This window comes from Sphingobacterium sp. B29 (assembly GCF_001952815.1).
GTDB lineage: Bacteria > Bacteroidota > Bacteroidia > Sphingobacteriales > Sphingobacteriaceae > Sphingobacterium > Sphingobacterium siyangense.
In genome coordinates this window covers 2,703,586-2,723,846 of record NZ_CP019158.1, presented here as the reverse complement: position 1 = coordinate 2,723,846, position 20,261 = coordinate 2,703,586, and the positions used below count along the sequence as shown (strand labels likewise).

General features: G+C 40.8%; 17 protein-coding genes. 5 read left to right on the top strand and 12 right to left on the bottom strand.

All coding sequences use genetic code 11. The annotated features are described in order from the left end of the window. Positions 1–36 precede the first annotated feature (36 nt). The gene (locus BV902_RS11225; protein WP_075992000.1) at positions 37–1,104 is read right to left on the bottom strand and encodes a PLP-dependent cysteine synthase family protein; all 1,068 of its coding nucleotides are present in this window, start codon (positions 1,102–1,104) and stop codon (positions 37–39) included. Between the two features lie 160 nt (positions 1,105–1,264). On the opposite strand from BV902_RS11225, the gene BV902_RS11220 reads away from it, so the two are divergent. Continuing rightward, positions 1,265–1,723, top strand: a complete 459-nt coding sequence (locus BV902_RS11220; protein WP_046675839.1) for an Lrp/AsnC family transcriptional regulator — start codon at positions 1,265–1,267, stop codon at positions 1,721–1,723. A gap of 76 nt (positions 1,724–1,799) precedes the next feature. Here BV902_RS11220 and BV902_RS11215 read toward each other — a convergent pair whose 3' ends face one another. The 3 genes from BV902_RS11215 to yihA form a co-directional block, all read right to left on the bottom strand. After that, complete coding sequence (locus BV902_RS11215) at positions 1,800–3,476, bottom strand: PNGase F N-terminal domain-containing protein (protein WP_075991999.1); 1,677 nt, start codon at positions 3,474–3,476, stop codon at positions 1,800–1,802. 80 nt (positions 3,477–3,556) lie between these two features. Next, entirely contained in the window at positions 3,557–4,411 is an 855-nt protein-coding gene (locus BV902_RS11210) for a UbiA-like polyprenyltransferase (protein WP_075991998.1), read from the bottom strand. A gap of 17 nt (positions 4,412–4,428) precedes the next feature. Beyond that, positions 4,429–5,058: a ribosome biogenesis GTP-binding protein YihA/YsxC gene (yihA, locus tag BV902_RS11205; protein WP_075991997.1), complete on the bottom strand. Its 630-nt coding sequence runs from the start codon at positions 5,056–5,058 to the stop codon at positions 4,429–4,431. A 305-nt stretch (positions 5,059–5,363) separates the two neighbouring features. Between yihA and BV902_RS11200 the strand changes: the two genes are divergently transcribed. Both BV902_RS11200 and BV902_RS11195 read left to right on the top strand, forming a co-directional pair. Continuing rightward, on the top strand, positions 5,364–6,299 hold the full coding sequence (locus tag BV902_RS11200; RefSeq protein WP_075991996.1) for an ABC transporter ATP-binding protein: 936 nt from the start codon (positions 5,364–5,366) through the stop codon (positions 6,297–6,299). Further along, the gene (locus BV902_RS11195) at positions 6,292–7,617 is read left to right on the top strand and encodes an ABC transporter permease (RefSeq protein ID WP_075991995.1); all 1,326 of its coding nucleotides are present in this window, start codon (positions 6,292–6,294) and stop codon (positions 7,615–7,617) included. Before BV902_RS11200 ends, BV902_RS11195 begins: the two co-directional genes overlap by 8 nt. A gap of 237 nt (positions 7,618–7,854) precedes the next feature. Here BV902_RS11195 and BV902_RS11190 read toward each other — a convergent pair whose 3' ends face one another. Continuing rightward, the gene (locus BV902_RS11190) at positions 7,855–8,382 is read right to left on the bottom strand and encodes an Mpo1-like protein (RefSeq protein ID WP_075991994.1); all 528 of its coding nucleotides are present in this window, start codon (positions 8,380–8,382) and stop codon (positions 7,855–7,857) included. A gap of 141 nt (positions 8,383–8,523) precedes the next feature. Between BV902_RS11190 and BV902_RS11185 the strand changes: the two genes are divergently transcribed. Then, positions 8,524–9,177 carry an HAD-IA family hydrolase gene (locus BV902_RS11185; RefSeq protein ID WP_075991993.1) on the top strand — a complete coding sequence of 218 codons (654 nt, stop codon included), beginning with the start codon at positions 8,524–8,526 and terminating at the stop codon, positions 9,175–9,177. 119 nt (positions 9,178–9,296) lie between these two features. Here BV902_RS11185 and rny read toward each other — a convergent pair whose 3' ends face one another. From rny to pheT, 4 genes are all read right to left on the bottom strand, one after another. Next, positions 9,297–10,850 carry a ribonuclease Y gene (rny, locus tag BV902_RS11180; RefSeq protein WP_075991992.1) on the bottom strand — a complete coding sequence of 518 codons (1,554 nt, stop codon included), beginning with the start codon at positions 10,848–10,850 and terminating at the stop codon, positions 9,297–9,299. 354 nt (positions 10,851–11,204) lie between these two features. Further along, positions 11,205–11,495: a cell division protein ZapA gene (locus tag BV902_RS11175; protein ID WP_046675831.1), complete on the bottom strand. Its 291-nt coding sequence runs from the start codon at positions 11,493–11,495 to the stop codon at positions 11,205–11,207. A 54-nt stretch (positions 11,496–11,549) separates the two neighbouring features. Then, a complete protein-coding gene (locus BV902_RS11170) occupies positions 11,550–11,855 on the bottom strand; it encodes a hypothetical protein (RefSeq protein ID WP_046675830.1) in 306 nt (101 codons plus the stop codon). Positions 11,856–11,895: 40 nt separating this feature from the next. Beyond that, positions 11,896–14,292, bottom strand: a complete 2,397-nt coding sequence (gene pheT / locus BV902_RS11165) for a phenylalanine--tRNA ligase subunit beta (protein ID WP_075994724.1) — start codon at positions 14,290–14,292, stop codon at positions 11,896–11,898. Between the two features lie 509 nt (positions 14,293–14,801). On the opposite strand from pheT, the gene purL reads away from it, so the two are divergent. Then, positions 14,802–18,533: a phosphoribosylformylglycinamidine synthase gene (gene purL / locus BV902_RS11160; protein WP_075991991.1), complete on the top strand. Its 3,732-nt coding sequence runs from the start codon at positions 14,802–14,804 to the stop codon at positions 18,531–18,533. A 37-nt stretch (positions 18,534–18,570) separates the two neighbouring features. Here the strand turns inward: purL and BV902_RS11155 are convergent, their stop codons facing one another. From BV902_RS11155 to BV902_RS28075, 3 genes are all read right to left on the bottom strand, one after another. Then, positions 18,571–19,017, bottom strand: coding sequence for a DoxX family protein (locus BV902_RS11155; protein WP_075991990.1), 447 nt, complete (start codon positions 19,015–19,017; stop codon positions 18,571–18,573). A 206-nt stretch (positions 19,018–19,223) separates the two neighbouring features. Continuing rightward, positions 19,224–19,586 (bottom strand): AEC family transporter, encoded by a 363-nt coding sequence (locus tag BV902_RS28080; RefSeq protein WP_237242101.1) that lies wholly within the window; start codon positions 19,584–19,586, stop codon positions 19,224–19,226. A gap of 7 nt (positions 19,587–19,593) precedes the next feature. Further along, positions 19,594–20,160, bottom strand: a complete 567-nt coding sequence (locus BV902_RS28075; protein ID WP_237242100.1) for an AEC family transporter — start codon at positions 20,158–20,160, stop codon at positions 19,594–19,596. Positions 20,161–20,261 lie beyond the last annotated feature (101 nt).

Sequence of the window (20,261 nt, the reverse complement as noted above, 5' to 3'; positions counted from 1 at the left end):
CCCGAGTTAACTATAAACATATGAAACTAAATCTTTTTAGGCTCCAAATACTGGATTTGCCAATCTGCAAATAGGTTGAAAACCCGAAAAATCAACGTCTGTAGAAAGATATCCTTCTTTTACCGGTTCCTCTTTCACCAAATCAGTACTTAGGTATTTTTTGTTATCATCACAAAGTAGCGTCACCACGATAGCCTCATCACCCAGCTCCTGTTGTAATTTAATCGCTCCGATTACATTTGCTCCGGAAGAGATACCAACAGCCAATCCCAACTGGCGCGATAGTTTCTGCGCCATAATAATGGAATCACCATCATTCGCACAAACCACTGTATCGAGTTCATCTAAATCCACAATAGCAGGAATAAACTCATCTGATATTCCCTGAATACGGTGTGAACCTACTTTATGCCCTGTAGTCAAAGTTGGACTTTCTGCCGGCTCCAGCGGATGTACACGAACATTTGGGTTTACTTTTCTTAAGCTTCTACCCACACCCATTACCGTACCACCAGTTCCCACACCAGCAACAAAAGCATCAGCAACTAAGCCCTGTTCTTCCAGTTGCTTTACAATCTCGTAACCTGTAGTTTTCTCATGCGCTTCGGCATTATATTGATTCTCAAATTGCCGTGGAAGAAAAACACCGCCCTTTGCAGCAAGCTCTTCACTTAAACGAATACTTCCTAAAAAACCACCTTCTTCTTTGCTTATCAACTGAATATCCGCTCCCATACTTCGAATAATATCGGTACGCTCCTTACTCAGCCAGTTGGGCATAATAATCTTTACTTGATGACCAAGCGCTTTGCCGATTGCTGAAAAAGCAATACCCGTGTTTCCACTTGTGGCTTCAATAACAACATCAGTCGGGCGGATCTGACAATTCATATACGCTTTGTATAGAATATAAAGAGCCATTCTATCCTTAATGCTACCGGTCAGATTGTAGTTCTCACATTTTACGAAAATTCGTCCAGGTTTACCTTTGTAAGTATACTGTAGTTCCAACATCGGCGTATTTCCAACCAATCGCCACAGATGTTTGAATCTCTTGTCCAATGCAGGTGACAAACACGCACTTAATAATTCTTGTTCAGCCATTTCTTATAAATGATTATTCTGTTGCAAAATTGACCATTGACAAGATAATATTCAACACATCATCATAATTTCAATAAAAATTAAATTAAAAGACATAAAAACCAATAAATAATCCAGAACAATAGCGTATTTTTACACTCGTACCGAAAATATTCAGATTATGGAATTGGATGAAATAGATGTAAAATTATTGCGCCTCCTACAGCAAGATGCCTCAATGAGTAATAAAGCGCTATCCTTTGAACTTAACAAATCTATTGCAGCTGTTCATGAACGTGTTAGAAAGCTAAAGCGGCTGGGCTACATCAAAAAAACGGTGGCAATTTTGGACCGCCACAAGATAGGCATTGGGTTAATCTCATTTTCCCAGGTTTTTCTCAAGGCGCACACTTTTGAAGTATTGAATGAATTCGAAAAAGAGGTGGCTAAATTCCCGGAGGTGATGGAATGTTACCAAATGGCAGGCTCTTACGACTTTATGTTACGTATAGCAACCAAAGATATGGATGCTTATCATATTTTTCTGCGGCATCGACTGGCCGTATTACCTCAAGTAAACACCGTACAGACCTACTTTGTATTATCGGAGACAAAAAGTGAGACAGCTTACCCTCTTTAATCTTTGTCTTAAAAACGAAGGAATATTGCTGTTATGTGCAATAGCATTATTGCACATAACAGCAATGAAAAAATAATTAATCGAATAACAAGGTACCCGTCACATTCCAGCTACTGAAACTTGTTCCTTCAGGCGCTCCCTGTGGGATCTGTACCTGCATCGTATGGTCTCCAGCTTTTAAATCCCCTAGATCAATATAGATCGGTGGTGTTACTGTACCCGGACACCAATTGGAGCGACTCAGATCGGATGAAGACAGCCCTGTAGCAAAATTGCCTGAAGCGGGGTTCGATAAACGATACGAACCGCAATCATTGCGCCAAGGTGTATATTTAAAAAGCAATGAATCGTTTAGGAAAATGCGGTTTTCTTTAGGTACAAACTCATCACCATTGCCCCAGCCTCCATGCCCTGTGGTAATGTAGCGTAATTGCACGTTTTTAGCATCCTGGTCCAAATGAAATGAAACAGTAAGACCTTTCTCCTTATCAAACATAGATCCGTACTCCTGACCGCCCATTTCCATGACATTGGTCGTCGTAAATAAAGACATCGTCTTTTTCAGACTACCTTTTGACTCGGCATCGAAGCCCGGATGTATCGTCAGCTCAACGCTCACCTCATGTCCATTTTTATCATAGTTACCAATGAAGGCACCCACATAGACCTCCTGCTCGCTTAACATACCGGCCAATTCGGTTACGTCCTGACGGTAAAGCACCGAGTCTTGCCAAACCTTATCCTTTAACTGAAGATAGTTAAACTGCTTAACACCAAATGGTGTAAAGAAACGCATCAATTCAACAATAGGCTCAAAGGATGCTGTTTTTACAACCCCTTGATAGGCTTTACCATTGCCATTTTCATACTTAGGAAGGGTACCCATACCATTTTTCATGCCATCCAAAAAGCTCTGCGCCTTGTTGGTGGGGATGATAAAAACTGATCCAGTACGATCATAGGCATCACCTTTCGATTGTTCGACCAACTGCACAAATACATTGTCGCTTGTCTTTATTTTTGGGATTTTCACCTTTTTTACCAAAACTGTCCCATTAGCAAAACGCAAAATAGAATCCGATTTTACATCATCTGCAAAACGTATTTTTTCCTTCCGAAAAACAGGTATTTGAATAAAACGGTTCTTCCAGATGAGATCTTTGTAAGAAAGTTCGTCGTAAGGTTTTTCAGTTCCTTTTAGCCTCAGTTGATTAGGTATAGTCTTTACCTTTTCTACTTTAGTGGCAAAAGTCCGTGTATTCCCATTGCGGATTACCTCGAGCACCAGACCAAGGTCCTGACCAAGTTCCGTGGGTGCACCTTTGACCCCTAATTTATCGGTATACCAAACTTCTATTTTATTGGAATTGATGCTCGTCTCCACTTTTTTACAGGGATAGCCCAAGATTGTTTTAGTCTCGTTTGTGGCGTTAAATTTTTGCTTCGAAAGCGCGAGCGAATCTTTGGTTAGAATGATTGATCCGTCTTTGAGTTTAGCAATTTTAAGTAAGGCATTGCCTCCAACACGCTCCACCACAACCCGTTCGTATGGCGGCGCCAACTGTCCGTTCATTTCTTTCGCCGAACTGACAAAAGTCTCCTTTTCATTGGCATAGACCAGAATGGCATTTTGATTGGCAGCTGTATTCCCATTGAAACTTTGATTATATTGAATGACATAATTCGACAGCTTTTGCGCCTGCGAAGACAATGACAAACATAAAATAGACGTGAAAAGAATACTTTTCTTCATAGCATGTGTATTGGTTTAGATGCAAAAATAAGAAAGGCTTTAGGAATTCCTAAAGCCTTTCTTATTTTATGCTAAAACGTTTATTTGATCAACCAGATATCCAAGAGGTAAAATACCGCAAAAATCACCGAGGCATAACCATTGGTTGTCATAAAGTCGCGATTGACCCGACTTAAATTAGTCGATGAAAACAGGGTATGCTGGTAAATCAGCAACGCCCCATAAAAGACCACACCTAAATAATAAATCCAACCTACAGGCATCAAAAATGCTGGTATTAAAATAAATATAAAAGAAAGCACATGCAGACATTCCGAAACGCGCATAGCTCCTTTCGTTCCTAACCACACGGGTATAGAATTAAGATGATTTGCCCGATCAAAGGCTTCGTCCTGCAAAGCGTAAATAATATCGAAGCCACTCACCCAAGTCAACACCGCGAAACCATAAAGTACCGGAACGGTCGCAAATTGTCCTGTAATAACCATATATGCGCCTATTGGAGCCAATCCTAGCCCTGCTCCCAATACAAGATGACATAAGGGCGTTATGCGCTTTGTATAGGAGTAAAAAAGCACAACAAAAAGTGCAATGGGCGACAACATAAAGCAAAGAGAATTGATAAAATACGTCGCTGCAACAAAAATCAGGCAATTTACCAGCGTAAAAACCAATGCATTTTTAGCGGAAATTTTTCCAGCAGGAATATCACGCATGGCCGTTCTTGGATTAATGGCATCAATATCTCTATCCAGATAACGATTGAATGCCATGGCAGCATTACGGGCCGTCACCATACAAACGAGCATCAAAACCAATAATTTCCACGAAAAGGCATAGTCCGTTGTGTGCAATGCCAAAAAGAAGCCAATAAAGGCAAATGGCAATGCAAATACACTATGGGCAAATAAAACTAAGGACAAGTATTTTTTCATCTGAACTTAAAATCTAGCTAAAACTGTTCATTTCCGTCGAGTTCGGGGCGAACAAATCGGCCATTAACTTCATCGATAGCTTCTAAAATAGGCTCATGCCCCATTTTCTTCTCCGCAGACGTTAGGAAAATCGGCGGCACCTCCTCAAACCATTGGAGCAATGATTTTTTAAATTTCGCAATATTCGCATCGGATTTAACAGTCGATTGCTTATCGGCCTTGGTGAAAACCAACATAAACGGTAAACCGCATTCGCCCAACCAATAGCAAAAATCAAGATCAATCTTTTGTGGTTCATGACGGCTATCCACCAACACAAAAACACATTGCAAATTGTCCCGATGGGTAAGATACCGACGGATGAACTTTTCCCATTCATTACGACTTGTTTTAGAGGCCTTAGCAAAACCATATCCTGGCAAATCCACCAAATACCATGTATCGTCGATGATAAAATGATTGATCAACTGCGTCTTACCAGGTTTTTGGGAGGTCTTGGCAAGTCCTTTCTTGTTGGTCATTGCATTGATCAACGATGATTTACCGACATTTGAACGTCCGATAAACGCATATTCCGGCAAATTGGGTGCAGGTAATTTGTCAACTCTCGTGTTACTGCACACGAATTCGGCTTTTTTCACTTCCATGGAACAAAGGTACGTTAAATGAATCCCTTTGACAAGATTTGTACCGCTTCTATTCCATAAAAAAGCTTGACTTCCGATTTTATGGGCAGGATAATAAAATGTCCCTAATTATTTTTAACTTTCACTACAAACGATTAGTCAAACGAATAAGCGTATTCCGAAGTGGCGTTATGCATAAAATTTTTCAGGGATGCTGTAACAATTCAGCTGTACAAGATACTAACTACATAAATAAACGTCAGTCTTTGGAAAAAAAGCAATGTTCTTAAAAACCCAAAGAACGAATAAATTAAACCTTAAAATAGATGTTACTCGAAATCAATCATGTCACCAAAGATTACGCCAATCACCGTGCATTGGACGATGTATCCATTCAAATCCCAAAGGGTAAGATTTTTGGGCTATTGGGGCCAAACGGGGCGGGAAAAACATCCCTTATCCGTATTATTAACCAAATTACCGCCCCCGATTCCGGCGAAATTCTGTTTAATGGCGAAGCGTTGGGCCCACAGCATATTGCTCAAATCGGCTATTTACCCGAAGAGCGGGGTTTGTACAAAAAAATGAAAATCGGTGATCAAATGTTGTATTTGGCACAGCTTAAGGGGCTTTCCAAGCGAGAAGCCTTAGCACGCATCCGAGATTGGTGCAAGCGCCTGGACATCACATCCTGGCTAGACAAAAAGATAGAAGATCTCAGTAAAGGGATGCAGCAAAAAGTACAATTTGTCGCTACAGTCATCCACCAACCACAATTGATTATCTTAGATGAGCCCTTTTCGGGATTTGATCCCGTAAATGCCAATATCATAAAAGAACAGATTCTCCGCTTAAATCAAGAAGGTGCGACCATTATATTTTCCACACACCGCATGGAGACTGTGGAAGAGCTTTGCGATAATATTGCCCTCATCAATCGATCCAAAAAAATACTGGATGGTTCTGTACAAGCGATTAAAAAAGAATACCGAAATCAAACCTATCGATTGGAATATACAGCTAGCGAAGATAATTTTCTTCTATCCGACGACACCCTATTTGAGGTCATCACGTCAACAAAGCATGAAAAAACATACATCACTACAATTCAGCTAAATAACAACAGTCATATCAATGATGTATTAATGCGTTTCATCCCCCAAATACAGCTCAATCAACTCATTGAAATCGTTCCCTCCATGGCGGATATTTTCATCCAAAAAGTCACACAAGTCTCACCTACAGCTAACGATCATGCATAAAATATTACTTATCATCCAACGGGAATACCTATCACGTGTCAAGAAAAAATCTTTTATTGTCATGACTTTTGCCGTGCCCCTGTTCTTTTTCGCACTGTATGCAGGCATGTTTTATCTGACAAAAAAGAGCTTCAAAGATTCGCACACCGAAGTCTTTATTTTAGATGAGCAAGGCGACTTTGCCAGCAAACTCCAAAGCAATAAAAATGTAAGTTATACCATATCCAAATTGGACCTCCAGGCTCAAAAAGCGCAGCTTACCCAAAGCGAAGGAAAACAGTCGATCCTTTATATTCCAAAAGATATTTTAACAAGCGAAAGAGCCGAACTGATTACCGGCGGCAAGACAAGTTTTGTCACACAGGAGATCATTAGCGGCCAGTTGGAAGAAATCATCCGTGAAAAGGAATATAAAGCCAAGGGAATCGACCTGCAGATTATCCAGTCCATTAAGCCCAAAGTCACCATCGATGCGAAAGAAATAACAGCAGACGGTGAAGAAAAGAACAGCAATACAGCCATTGCAATGGGTCTTGGTGTCGCTTTGGCTATCTTAGTATACCTATCGCTGTTTCTCTATGGTGCCCAGGTAATGCGTGGTATTATCGAAGAAAAAAGCAACCGTATCATCGAAGTCATTATTTCCTCGGTCAAACCCTTTCAGCTCATGATGGGTAAAATTGTTGGGATTGGTATGGTTGGACTGACACAATTTGTCATGTGGCTCGTGCTTACAGGAGGCCTATTTATCACAGCAACGCTCCTATTTGTCAACCCTCAGGATATGCAGGAGGTTGCCGCAAGCCAACCTGGGGCGGGCAATATGAGTACCGTATCAAAAGCAATGGCCCAGAATGATTCTGCTTCGATCCTTACGTCGATCCAAAGCTTTAACTTCACGGAGGTCATCATTTTCTTCTTTCTGTTTTTTATTGCCGGATACCTGTTGTATAGTGCTATTTTTGCCGCTGCAGGCTCAGCTGTCGACAACGAAACAGAGGCCAATCAGTTTTCCATGCCTATTACCATGCCCTTGCTATTGACCTATATTCTCTCGTTCGGCGTCATTATCAATGATCCCAATGGACCGATTGCAACATGGTTAAGCTTTATTCCATTCACCTCACCCATCGCTATGCTCGTTCGCATACCTTTTGGTGTACCCCTATGGCAGATCCTGACCTCGTTAACCTTGCTCATACTAACCTTCTTATTGGTAACCTGGGTCGCTGCCCGTATCTACCGTGTCGGTATTTTGATCTATGGTAAAAAAGCAAGTCTCAAAGAAATTATCAAATGGTTCAATTACAAAGGCTAGTCGTATTCTGAACCAGCTGCACATAACGACAACAACATAAAAAGGGGGTGTCTAAAAAGTAAAAAAAACCTCTGAGAATTGGATATTTGAAAAGTTCCTGGATGGGTAGACGTTAAAATATCAAGAAACAAGGGGCTATCCAACCTTTTTTTTGGACAGCCCCTTTTCTTTTATATACAAGCATCCCGATTAGGCTACAATCATAAATAGTAAGATAAGCACCTAAAAACAGCTCAGTTAATATCTTAAATTCAATTTTTTAAAGACAAAATGCCACAACCATATCGGTCCTACAAGTAAAAACTGTAGAAACTGCTGTCCTGTTATTTTCTTCTTTTCCTTTCCCTTACCGATAAACAGCGCGACAATAGCTAGCAATGCGATCCCCAAACACACCCAGATGACAGCTGGGCCGCCATTCTTTTGCGCGTATTCCAATTGCACAATAAAGAAACTCATCCCCCCGATAGAGAATAATATCGCATAGGACAACGTTGCAGACAGCTTTAAATAATAATAAATGACAATAGCGATGAAGAAAGACCCCCAATTCAAAAAAGTATGCCAATTGAGTTTGACCAAGAACTCGAACTGTGGAAATGGGATCATCCAGATGCAGCCCATGATACCAAAAAACAATAATGGTAAAAAGATGGCTTGAATCAGACGATTGGTCGGATCCTGAAAATTAGCATCAAGCTCCGCAAAATACTTATCTACGGGACGTAAAGGTTCGACTTCTTGAACTTTCTTCTTTTGTTTCATTCGGCAAATTTAACAAATATTGAGCATGCCTTAGGCCTTAAAAATGATAATATCCCTTATTTTTTGGTCTGCTGCACGTCATTATATGCTTTCAGCGCATACAAACTCGCTTACTCCTATTCTATTCCGTAATATTGCAACATGAAGTCTTACAAACATATCTTATTTGATCTGGATGGAACCCTGACCGACCCCGCAGAAGGGATTACCAAATGTATTGCCTATGCCTTGGAATCCAAAGGCATCCATACAGCAGATCTGAATAGCCTCAAACCCTTGATCGGCCCACCCCTTAAAGATTCTTTCATACATACCTTTGGATTTGAGGAAAGCGAAGCAATTGCCTGTGTAGAAAAATATCGGGAACGCTTTTCAACCATAGGGCTATATGAGAATATCCTGTTTGATCGCATACCTGAGCTTTTAGCATTGCTGAAAACAAAAGGATACAGTATCTACCTTGCGACCTCCAAACCCGAAATTTTCGCCCACAAGATATTACAGCACTTTGCAATAAATACCTATTTTGATTTTGCGGGCGGAAGCGCTTTGGACGATTCCAGACCGACCAAAACCAGTGTCATCCAATATGTCATGGAACAGGCCAAGCTAACACGTCCACAAGACTGCCTCATGATCGGAGATCGCAAACATGATCTGATTGGTGCCCGAGAAACAGGCATGGATGCTGTTGGTGTATTGTATGGCTATGGTAGCCAAGCCGAACTAGAACAGGAAGATCCGACCTATCTATTGGCTACAGTGACAGATCTGATGGAATTTTTCCGATATTAAGTCTCCTTTGGAGAATGGAATGGCTGAAATGATCAAGTTGAAGGAAAAACGTGTAGAATTGCATAAAAAAAGCTCCAAACAAAATGTTTGGAGCTTTTTTTATAATAGATCCTTAGGATCTATTTTGCGTAAGACACTGACCTTGTCTCACGAATTACAGTTACTTTAATTTGCCCTGGATAAGTCATTTCCGTTTGAATACGGTTAGAGATATCAGCAGCTAGTATTTCCGACTGTGCATCAGACACCTTCTCACTCTCAACGATGACACGTAGCTCACGGCCAGCTTGTATCGCGAAGGTTTTCTCAACCCCAGGATACGATAAAGCCAAATCTTCCAACTCTTTTAGGCGCTTGATATAACTTTCCACAACCTCACGACGTGCGCCCGGGCGTGCACCAGAGATCGCGTCACAAGCCTGAACGACCGGAGATATTAAGGCAGTCATTTCGATCTCATCATGGTGAGCACCAATTGCATTACATACATCAGGGTGTTCCTTGTATTTCTCGGCAAGTTGCATACCTAAAATAGCGTGTGGCAACTCCGGATTATCATCAGGCACTTTACCTATATCGTGTAGTAATCCAGCACGTTTCGCATGTTTAACATTCAGACCTAGTTCTGCCGCCATTGTTGCTGCAAAATTAGCTACCTCACGCGAGTGTTGTAAAAGATTCTGTCCGTAAGACGAGCGGTAACGCATGCGCCCTACCATACGAATCAATTCAGGGTGCAAACCATGGATTCCCAAATCGATCGCGGTACGTTCACCAATTTCAACGATTTCATCCTCTATTTGCGTCCGCGTCTTAGCAACAACCTCTTCAATACGTGCCGGGTGAATACGACCATCTGTTACCAAACGGTGTAAAGCCAAACGCGCTATTTCGCGACGTACGGGATCGAAACCAGATAGGATAATTGCTTCAGGTGTATCGTCTACGATGATTTCTACGCCTGTTGCAGCTTCCAATGCACGAATATTACGACCTTCGCGACCAATAATACGACCTTTGATTTCATCATTTTCGATATTGAAAATTGAGACGGTATTTTCGATCGCAGATTCCGTAGCAGTGCGTTGGATGGTCTGAATAACAACCTTTTTCGCCTCTTTAGTCGCCGTCAATTTGGCCTCATCCACAATATCTTTGATTTGAATCATCGCTTGTGAGCGGGCTTCTTCGCGCAACGAGTCCACCAATTGATTTTTTGCTTCGTCAGCAGTTACGCCAGCGATACTTTCCAATTGCTTAATCTGTTGTAATTTGAGCGTTTCTACTTCTTCAGATTTCTTTTCATTTAGTTCAACCAACTTATCCAATTGCTTTTTTTTGGTATCCACCTCTTGCTTATCGCGATTGATGTTTTCCAGCTTTTGGTTAATTGACTGTTCTTTTTGTCTTAACGTATTTTCCTTTTGGTTGATGGTATTATTACGTTGATTGACTTCCTTTTCGTGTTCAGATTTTAATTGAAGGAACTTTTCTTTGGCCTCTAACAGGCGTTTCTTTTTAATGTGTTCCCCTTCCTGCTCTGCATCTTTCAGTATGCTATTTACCTTATCCTTGGCTTCCTGCTCTTGTTTCTTAAATAACAGAACCAATAGATAACGACCTATAACAACACCAACAATCAGAGAAATTATGCTATAAATTGCGATGTCCATGTATGTATAATTGTATTATTTATGTTTGTTTTTATTAATTATATTCAAATTCCAGTAAAATCATCAATCAGCCTTTTCCCTTACCTTTGGTATGCGCCAACTCAATAGCGATCCGGATAAGTGCATCAGGACTTCATGACAAAAAAAAACCGCAATTAAATTTAAACAGGTCTCATGTATTATTAAACTTCGTGATTACATAATTAGGCTTAGATTATGACCCAGATGGCTTTCGCAAAATGGCCTATATCTTTTTGCGCCTGTAATATTGAAGCGTTAAGTTTAAAATAGTGACAACCCGAATTTAATTGCGGCAAATTCGTCGTTTAAGCTCTAAATATAAAGAACGTAAATTTATTTTTTAAAGAAATCCGTCAACAACTGATCAAGTTCCTGTACTGAATTTTCCAAACCCACTTCGTGGTTTTGAGACTGCCGCTCTGCATTAAGCATACGCGTCGCAAATTGCAATACACACATGGATAACAAATCCTGCTTATCTCTCACAGTATAGTTTTCCTGCAATTCCTTTACTTTTTCATTTATCAATTTCGCAGCGTGTCGAATTACTTCTTCTTCCGCGCTCTCCACCCGAAGGGGATAAACACGATCTGCGATATTTATTTTTATGGAAATCTCTCCCATTTCTTTGAGCTTTTTAACGTTGTATTAGTTTGAATCCGATAACACTTCTCCCAACTATTTCAACAAACTAATACACTTGTCTATTTCCCGCACAAAATCGTTAATTTTTTGTTTTGTGTCAAGTATTTTTTCATTAATTGCTTCCTTATCCGTTTCAGAATCTAACGTACGGGCAACTGCCAACGCTTTGACCTTCTCTTCCAATTGCTTGCTCTTATCGTTGCTCGCATCGAAAGCCACTTTTAAGGATTGTACCTCTAATTTAAGCAAATCATTTTCTTCTTGCAAGACTTCGCACAATTGAATTAAATTTTTCGTTTTCTCAACGATCAGATTCATTTGTGAAGACAATGTTGCCATAATATAAATTGAATATTACCAATTAATGTTGTATCTCTAATTAACCACGCACTTCCGCGCCTAGTTCCTTCTCAAAATTAACAATTAATTTTTGAACTATCGCATCAATTTGCTTATCAGTAAGTGTTTTTTCTTCATCCTGCAAGATAAAGCTCAGAGCATAAGACTTTTTCCCTTCCGGAATTTTATCACCTTTATACACGTCAAACACATTTACCTCCTTTAAAAGCTTGCGTTCGGTCTTTTGAGCAACAAATTGTAACTTATCGAAGCTTACATTTTCGTCGATCAAGAGCGACAAATCTCTGCGTACAGCCGGGAATTTGGAAACTTCTTTATATTGAATGCTATTCTTACGAATGATTTTCATCAAAACATCCCAGTCAAAATCAGCAAAGAAAACCTGACCTTCAACATCTGCTTTTTTCAAATCTGCGTTTGCAATTGCACCAAATGAAACCAAACATTTCTGCCCTTTCATATAGTTCAAACCATAGGCAAAATGTGAACTTGCAGCATCTTGTATCTGAACCCCTTCAATTTTCAGCCTTTTGATAACAGTATCTACGGCTGCTTTTAGGTTATAGAAATTAACTGCGTCTTTTTTGCTATTCCATTGCTCAGCTTCATTTTTACCCGCCATAGCAAAAACTAGGTGTTGCGTTTCTTTATAGCCTTCACCATCCAGCGCATATGTCTTACCGAATTCAAAGAATTTCAGATCAAAGTTTCTTCGTTTTTGGTTATATTCAATCGCACTCAAAACAGAAAAAACCATATTTTGACGCATCGTATCCAAATCCGAACTCAATGGATTATACAATTTAACCGCCGTTTCGCTATCATCCGCATAGTCCAGCTTTGTTAGGGAGTTGGACAGAATCTCACGAAATCCATTTGCAATCAATAGATCTGCCAATTGATTTAAGACAACTTCCTTATCTGGCTTTTCAACCGTATTTAAAGAGGCCTTAATTTGTGACTTCAACTCAATATTGTTATAACCATAAATACGCAACACTTCCTCCACAACGTCTACCTCACGTGTGACATCGACACGATATGCCGGCACCAACACATCAAGGCCCGTTTCAGTTTCTGAAGTGACTTCAATGCCAAGAGCGACAATAATGGATTTAATTTCTTCATTTGGAATCGCCTGACCGATCAAACGAACCACATTCGCATAGCTCACGTGAAATGAAAACGGTTTAATCACAACAGGATACTCATCCTTTAGGGTAGATGAAATCGTTCCACCTGCAATTTCTTGAATCAATAAAGCAGCGCGCTTCAATGCTTCAACCGTAATATTTGGATCGGTACCCCGTTCGAAACGGAAAGAAGCATCTGTTTTTAAACCATGTCTTTTGGAAGTCTTCCGTACAGAAACAGCATTAAAATAAGCTGACTCCAAAAATACATTGGTCGTTTCGGCTGATACACCAGAATGTGCTCCACCAAAAACCCCCGCAATACACATCGGTTTTTCAGCATCGGCAATCACCAAGTCCTCTGCAGACAAGGTACGCTCCACACCATCCAGAGTAACAAATTTCTCGCCCTCAGTCGCAAGACGAACAAGGACTTTGTTTCCCGCAATTTTATCAGCATCAAAAGCATGCAATGGCTGACCTAAATCGTGTAATATATAATTGGTGACGTCGACAATATTATTGATCGGACGAACACCGATAACATTTAATTTCTCTTTTAACCAATCTGGAGATTCGCCAACGCGAACACCAGTAATATTGATACCACTATAACGTGGGCTCGCCTGTGCGTCCGCAACGACCACTGTCGTTCCCTCAGCCTCAGCAGCCTTGAATGCAGAAACATCTGCTTTTAACAATTGTGTACGAAAATGTGCCGCAATATCTCTTGCAACGCCTAAATGCGAAGCTGCATCTGCACGATTTGGTGTTAAACCAATTTCATAACGGTAATCATCCTGGATATTGAAATGATCTTTCACTAAGGTCCCCACGGCAACATCAGCTGGTAATTCAACGATACCGGCATGGGATGTTCCTAAACCGATTTCATCTTCTCCACACAACATACCTTCGGAAACTTCACCACGAATTTTAGATTTGGTAATTTTAAAAGGCTCTCCTGTAAGCGGATGGCATGTCGTGCCCACTGTAGCAACAATGACTTTCAATCCTGTACGACAGTTCGGTGCGCCACATACAATGTGCAATAACTCCGGTCCACCGACATCAACGGTAGTTACTCTTAATTTATCGGCATTAGGATGCTGTTCACAAGTTTTCACTTCACCAACAACCAAACCATCCAATCCACCTGGGATACTCTGCACAACATCCAAAGCTTCTACTTCCAATCCTGTATTTGTCAAGATAAGCGATAGTTCCTCCGGTGTCGAATCTATATTAACGTGTTGTTTTAACCAATTATATGAAATATTCATCTCGAATTTGATTTGATGCACAAACTTAGATAAATTTGAGTTTATATCCAACGTCAATTTACCCTTCATCAACAGTTGGTCTGAATTTAATGCGGTAGGTAGGCTCCTCAAAAGACTTCATTAGGCTAGGCAGCAAGCGATTTTATCTTTTTTGAAAGTTGATACGATAGAACCAAGGTAGTTATTTGGACCTTAGATTTATACCGAAGGAAAAGATCGTATGAAGGAGTTCATAAACCCCTTCCCAAGGATAATCATATTTATTCATAGGTGATGAATGCTGCGAATGTAGGGGCTTTCCCCGAACGAAACGAATGCAATTATTAATTATAACTTTTATTTACATGAATTAACATAACTTTACACTTATTTACACAAAACAGCAATTTTGGCCTTTTCCAGTAAACGCAACCTGAGCCTATTTTTTAATGAAAATTCAAGCCTTTCCATCAAAATAAATATGTAACTTTGTGCTTTAATTTGAAGAACGTTCAAAACAAACATTTATAATGATTCATTTCTTTGAGAACCCATCGAACACTGTATATGGTGTTCAAAGCGTAAACTCTTTATCACAAGAAGACATTACTAAACTCAACTGGCTATTCGGCAACGCCAAAAAACTAGACGACCAAAACCTTAACCACTACTTTGTTGGACCCCGCGCTGCGATGGTTACTCCCTGGAGTACCAATGCCGTAGAAATCACACAAAATATGGGCATTGCAGGAATTGTTCGTATAGAAGAATTTCAACCGGTACCAGCGGATTTCAATGACTTCGATCCAATGATTTCACAAAAGTTCAGTATGTTGACACAGGACATGTATACCGTCAACATCACACCTGAACCGATATTGGAAATTGAAGACATCGAGGCCTACAACAAATCTGAGGGCCTTGCGCTAAATCCAGAAGAAGTAGACTACCTCAATAATCTCTCGACCAAATTGGGTCGTCTGCTTACAGACTCAGAAGTATTCGCTTTTTCACAAGCAAATTCTGAACACTGTAGACACAAGATTTTCAATGGTACCTTTATCATCGATGGCGAAGAGCAGCCCACTTCCTTATTTAAATTAATCAAAAAGACTTCTGAAACCAATCCGAACGAGATTGTTTCTGCTTATAAAGATAACGTTGCCTTTGTTAAAGGTCCACGTGTCACACAATTTGCACCTAAATCTGCAGACAAACCTGATTTTTACGAAGAGAAAGCATTTGATTCGGTTTTATCAGTAAAAGCGGAAACACACAATTTCCCTACTACTGTAGAACCATTTTCGGGAGCTGCTACTGGGTCAGGTGGTGAAATCCGCGACCGTATGGCCGGTGGCCAAGGAGCGATTCCATTGGCGGGTACAGCCGTATATATGACTGCTTATTCGCGATTGGAACAAAATAAATTGGACCTTCAGGCAGGAACATTAACTGAGCCGGCAAAGGAACTCAACAAAACTCGCCCGTGGGAAAATGCGATGCAAGAGCGTCAATGGTTATACCAAACCCCAGTTGACATCCTGATCAAAGCTTCCAACGGTGCTTCTGACTTCGGTAATAAGTTTGGTCAGCCCCTCATTACAGGTTCTGTATTGACCTTTGAGCATGAAGAGGATGGCCGTAAACTTGGTTACGACAAAGTCATTATGCAAGCTGGTGGTGTTGGCTATGGAAAACTAGATCAAGCGAAAAAACATACGCCGAAAACTGGTGATAAAGTCGTTATCCTAGGTGGTGAAAATTACCGCATCGGAATGGGTGGAGCCGCTGTATCATCTGCAGATACAGGAGCATTTGGTTCTGGAATTGAGCTTAATGCGATTCAACGTTCCAATCCCGAAATGCAAAAACGTGCAGCGAATGCTGTTCGTGGCTTAGTAGAGTCAGATCATAACCCAATTGTCTCGATCCATGATCATGGTGCAGGCGGCCACTTAAACTGTTTATCTGAACTTGTTGAAGAGACCGGAGGTTTAATTGACCTGGATGCACTTCCTGTAGGAGATCCTACACTATCGGCAAAAGAAATTATCGGTAATGAATCGCAAGAACGTATGGGACTTGTGATCGCTGAAGATGATATTGACACGTTAAAACGTGTTGCAGATCGCGAACGTGCACCAATGTACACTGTAGGTGATGTCACTGGCGACCACCGCTTTACTTTCGAATCGAAAAGTACAGGTGAAAAACCAATGGATTATGCCCTTGAAGATTTCTTTGGTTCATCGCCAAAAACTTTCATGCGCGATAAAGCCGTGGTTCGCAATTATGCGGATCTTGCTTATGATGCAACCGACATTCCAAACTACTTAAACCAAGTATTACAATTGGAAGCTGTTGCTTCGAAAGATTGGTTAACCAATAAAGTAGACCGTTGTGTTGGTGGCCGTGTTGCCAAACAACAATGTGCAGGTCCATTGCAATTGGCGTTGAACAACGTCGGTGTTATGGCACTTGACTATAAAGGTAAAGAAGGTATTGCGACAACAATAGGTCACTCCCCTGTTGCTGCCTTGGTGGATCCGGCGGCGGCAAGTAGAACGGCTATTGCCGAATCGCTTTCCAACATCGTATTTGCGCCAATAAAAAATGGCCTCGCAGGAATCTCCCTATCGGCCAACTGGATGTGGGCGGCCAATAATGAGGGGGAAGATGCCCGCTTATACCAAGCTGTTAAAGCCTGCTCGGATTTTGCCATTGCATTGGGAATCAATATCCCAACGGGAAAAGATTCTTTGTCGATGAAGCAAAAATATCCAAACGGCGAAAACGTCATTGCCCCAGGCACATTGATCATTTCTGCCGCAGGAAATTGTACGGATATCACAAAAGTGGTAGAACCTGTGCTGAACAAAAAGGCCGGATCGATCTATTACATCAACTTATCAAAAGATCAGTTCAAATTAGGCGGTTCGTCATTTGCGCAGATCATCAATAAATTAGGTACTGAAGTACCGACCATTCAAGATGCTGCTTATTTCAAAACAGCATTCAATACCGTACAACAATTAATTAACGAAGGACAGATCGAAGCTGGTCACGATGTCGGATCGGGGGGCTTGATTACCACCTTATTGGAAATGACCTTTGCCGATGTTAATCTCGGCGCCAACTATGACCTTTCAGCATTAAATGAATCTGATAGCGTAAAAGCCTTCTTTAATGAGAATATTGCACTTGTCCTGCAAGCGAAAGACGACGCTGCTTTTGAAGCGATTGTCAAAGAAGCTGCTGTGGACGCGGTTAAAATCGGCCAGGTGATCGAAGGTAATACGGTAACGATTAAAAATCAAGAAGCGGTATTCAGCTTTGATGTTGCAGCAACACGTGATGTATGGTCTACAACATCATTCCTTTTGGATTCAAAGCAGTCTAAAAATGGAACAGCACAACAACGTTTCGATAATTATAAAAATCAACCCCTAGCCTTTACTTTCCCAAGTCATTTTGATGGTAAGAAACCAGTAATCGACGGAACTAAACCACGTCCGAAAGCTGCGATCCTTCGTGAGAAAGGTTCCAACTCCGAACGCGAAATGGCTAACGCCATGTTCTTGGCTGGCTTTGATGTAAAAGATGTTCACATGACCGATTTGATCGCGGGTCGTGAGACATTGGAAGACATCCAATTTATCGGTGCTGTAGGTGGTTTCTCGAACTCAGATGTATTGGGTTCGGCAAAAGGTTGGGCTGGCGCTTTCCTTTACAATGAAAAAGCGAAAAAAGCCCTAACCGATTTCTTTGCTCGTCCGGATACACTTTCGGTTGGTATCTGTAATGGCTGTCAGCTATTTATGGAACTTGAGATGATCAATCCTGAGCATGAAATCCACGGAAAAATGCTACACAATACTTCCGGAAAACACGAGTCAAACTTTGTATCTGTAAAAGTTCAGGAAAACAATTCCGTCATGTTATCGACACTAGCGGGAAGTACATTGGGTGTTTGGATCTCACATGGGGAGGGAAAATTCAACCTTCCATATGCTGAAGAGCAATACAATATCGTTGCAAAATATGCGTATGAGCAATATCCGCATAACCCAAATGGTTCGGACTATAATACAGCAATGGTTTGCGATAAGACTGGACGCCACTTGGCTACTATGCCACATATTGAGCGTTCGGTGTTCCAATGGCATTGGGCAAATTATCCAAAAGGTCGTCAGGACGAAGTTTCTCCTTGGATTGAAGCATTCGTTAATGCACGCCAATGGATTGACGAGCAAGGCAAATAAAAAAGAAAAGCTCCTTCATATATGAAGGAGCTTTTTTTTAGATATCCCTTTTGTATCCTGGTTTGTTCATCATTTGATCTAGGGAGTATTTTCCAGAGCCCATGACCATAAAAAAGATCAGCAAAAAGAATACGACTATAGAAAGCCACAATTCGGAATTCAAATAACTAAACCCGTGGGTGATATTAACAAAAAATACAGCCCCTACCAGTACCGGAAATAGCAGTAGTGAGGCCAAACGGGTTTGAAAACCTAAAATTAGGAACAACCCTCCCACCAAATGGGTAAAAACCACATAGTGAACAGCACCCCATGATGATAAGTGGAAACTACTTTGCTCAATCATATGTTGAACAACATCCCTATCATTTACGAAACTTACACCTTTGGCAAAAATCACGACCCCTAAGGCTATTCTTAGGTAATCAATCCATTGTGGGTGATGAGCATCGCCCCAATGTTCAATTTTGTGTATCAGGTTCATAACATACCTCCTTTTTATAGATGGTTATAGCCTAATAACAGTTGAACAGCAAAAAAGTTGTTCGCATGAGATGATTCACTATCAAAATGTTACGAAGTGAATACATCCCCACGCCTACACAATACTTCGGATAAGACTAATCGCTGCCAAATTAGGCCTACGCTGTTTTCAAAATCAATCAATCAATCAATCAATCAATCAATCAATCAATCAATGCAACCGTAGGCTAGGAGAAAAAAAAGTCGAATAACAAAATCCCAAAATGCAGTTGTTAGCAGCCCCACAACAATACTAAAACCGATAACCAGATTGACCAGCTTGGTATTCAGATGGTATTGTTCGGCAATGATCCCTGAAGTGACCAAGGTTGGCATAGCTGCTTCGAATATACTGATCCGCGCAACAGCTCCCTTCACACCAAGTAGTAATGCAAATAGTAATACCAATGCTGGCGCTAGAATCAATTTATAACTCATCGCTGTACTGATCTGCGAAATCTGTTGTCGCCAACCATCAAACTTCAACTGCAAACCAATAGAAAATAAGGCCAATGGCCCAACCGTGGCCACCAACTTATCAAAAAAAAGGCTCGGCAACTGAAAGATCAACAAATTGAGACAGCATTAAGGCTGTTATACAACCGATCAGGGGTGGAAAGCTGACTAACTTTCGAAGCATAAATTTGACATCGATCGTTTCGCCATCCTGGACATTCGCTTTTAGTGCATTGATGATTCCGGCTGTAGAAAGTAGAATAAATGTAGTTTGGTCGCAAATAATTGCAATCGGCAATTGGGCTTCACCAAAATAGGCGATGATCAATGGAAAGCCTATAAAGGACGTATTGCTGTAACCTGCGGCCAATTCCAAGCTACTACGGGAACGCTGTTTATAATTTTTGCGCCGACAGTACACTTCCATAAATAACCAACTACCTGCCCAAACGAGGATTGCCGAAAATACGGGAAACAGCAATTGTGATGACCATACGATCTTCGGAATATATTTGAAAGACACCGCCGGCAGGGCAAAATAAAGAATCCAGGTATTGATCCCTTTATGTGCTTCGGAATGAATTAAATTTGTTCGCCTTAATAACATCCCCGCTGCGATGCAAAATGCAATCATTATAAAATTAATCATGTTTTCTTATCATTTTATACGACACAAAGGTGCGATAGTAGAGCAGGCAATAACATGTACAAATACATTATTTTTATGTACATTTAAAGATATATATCAGG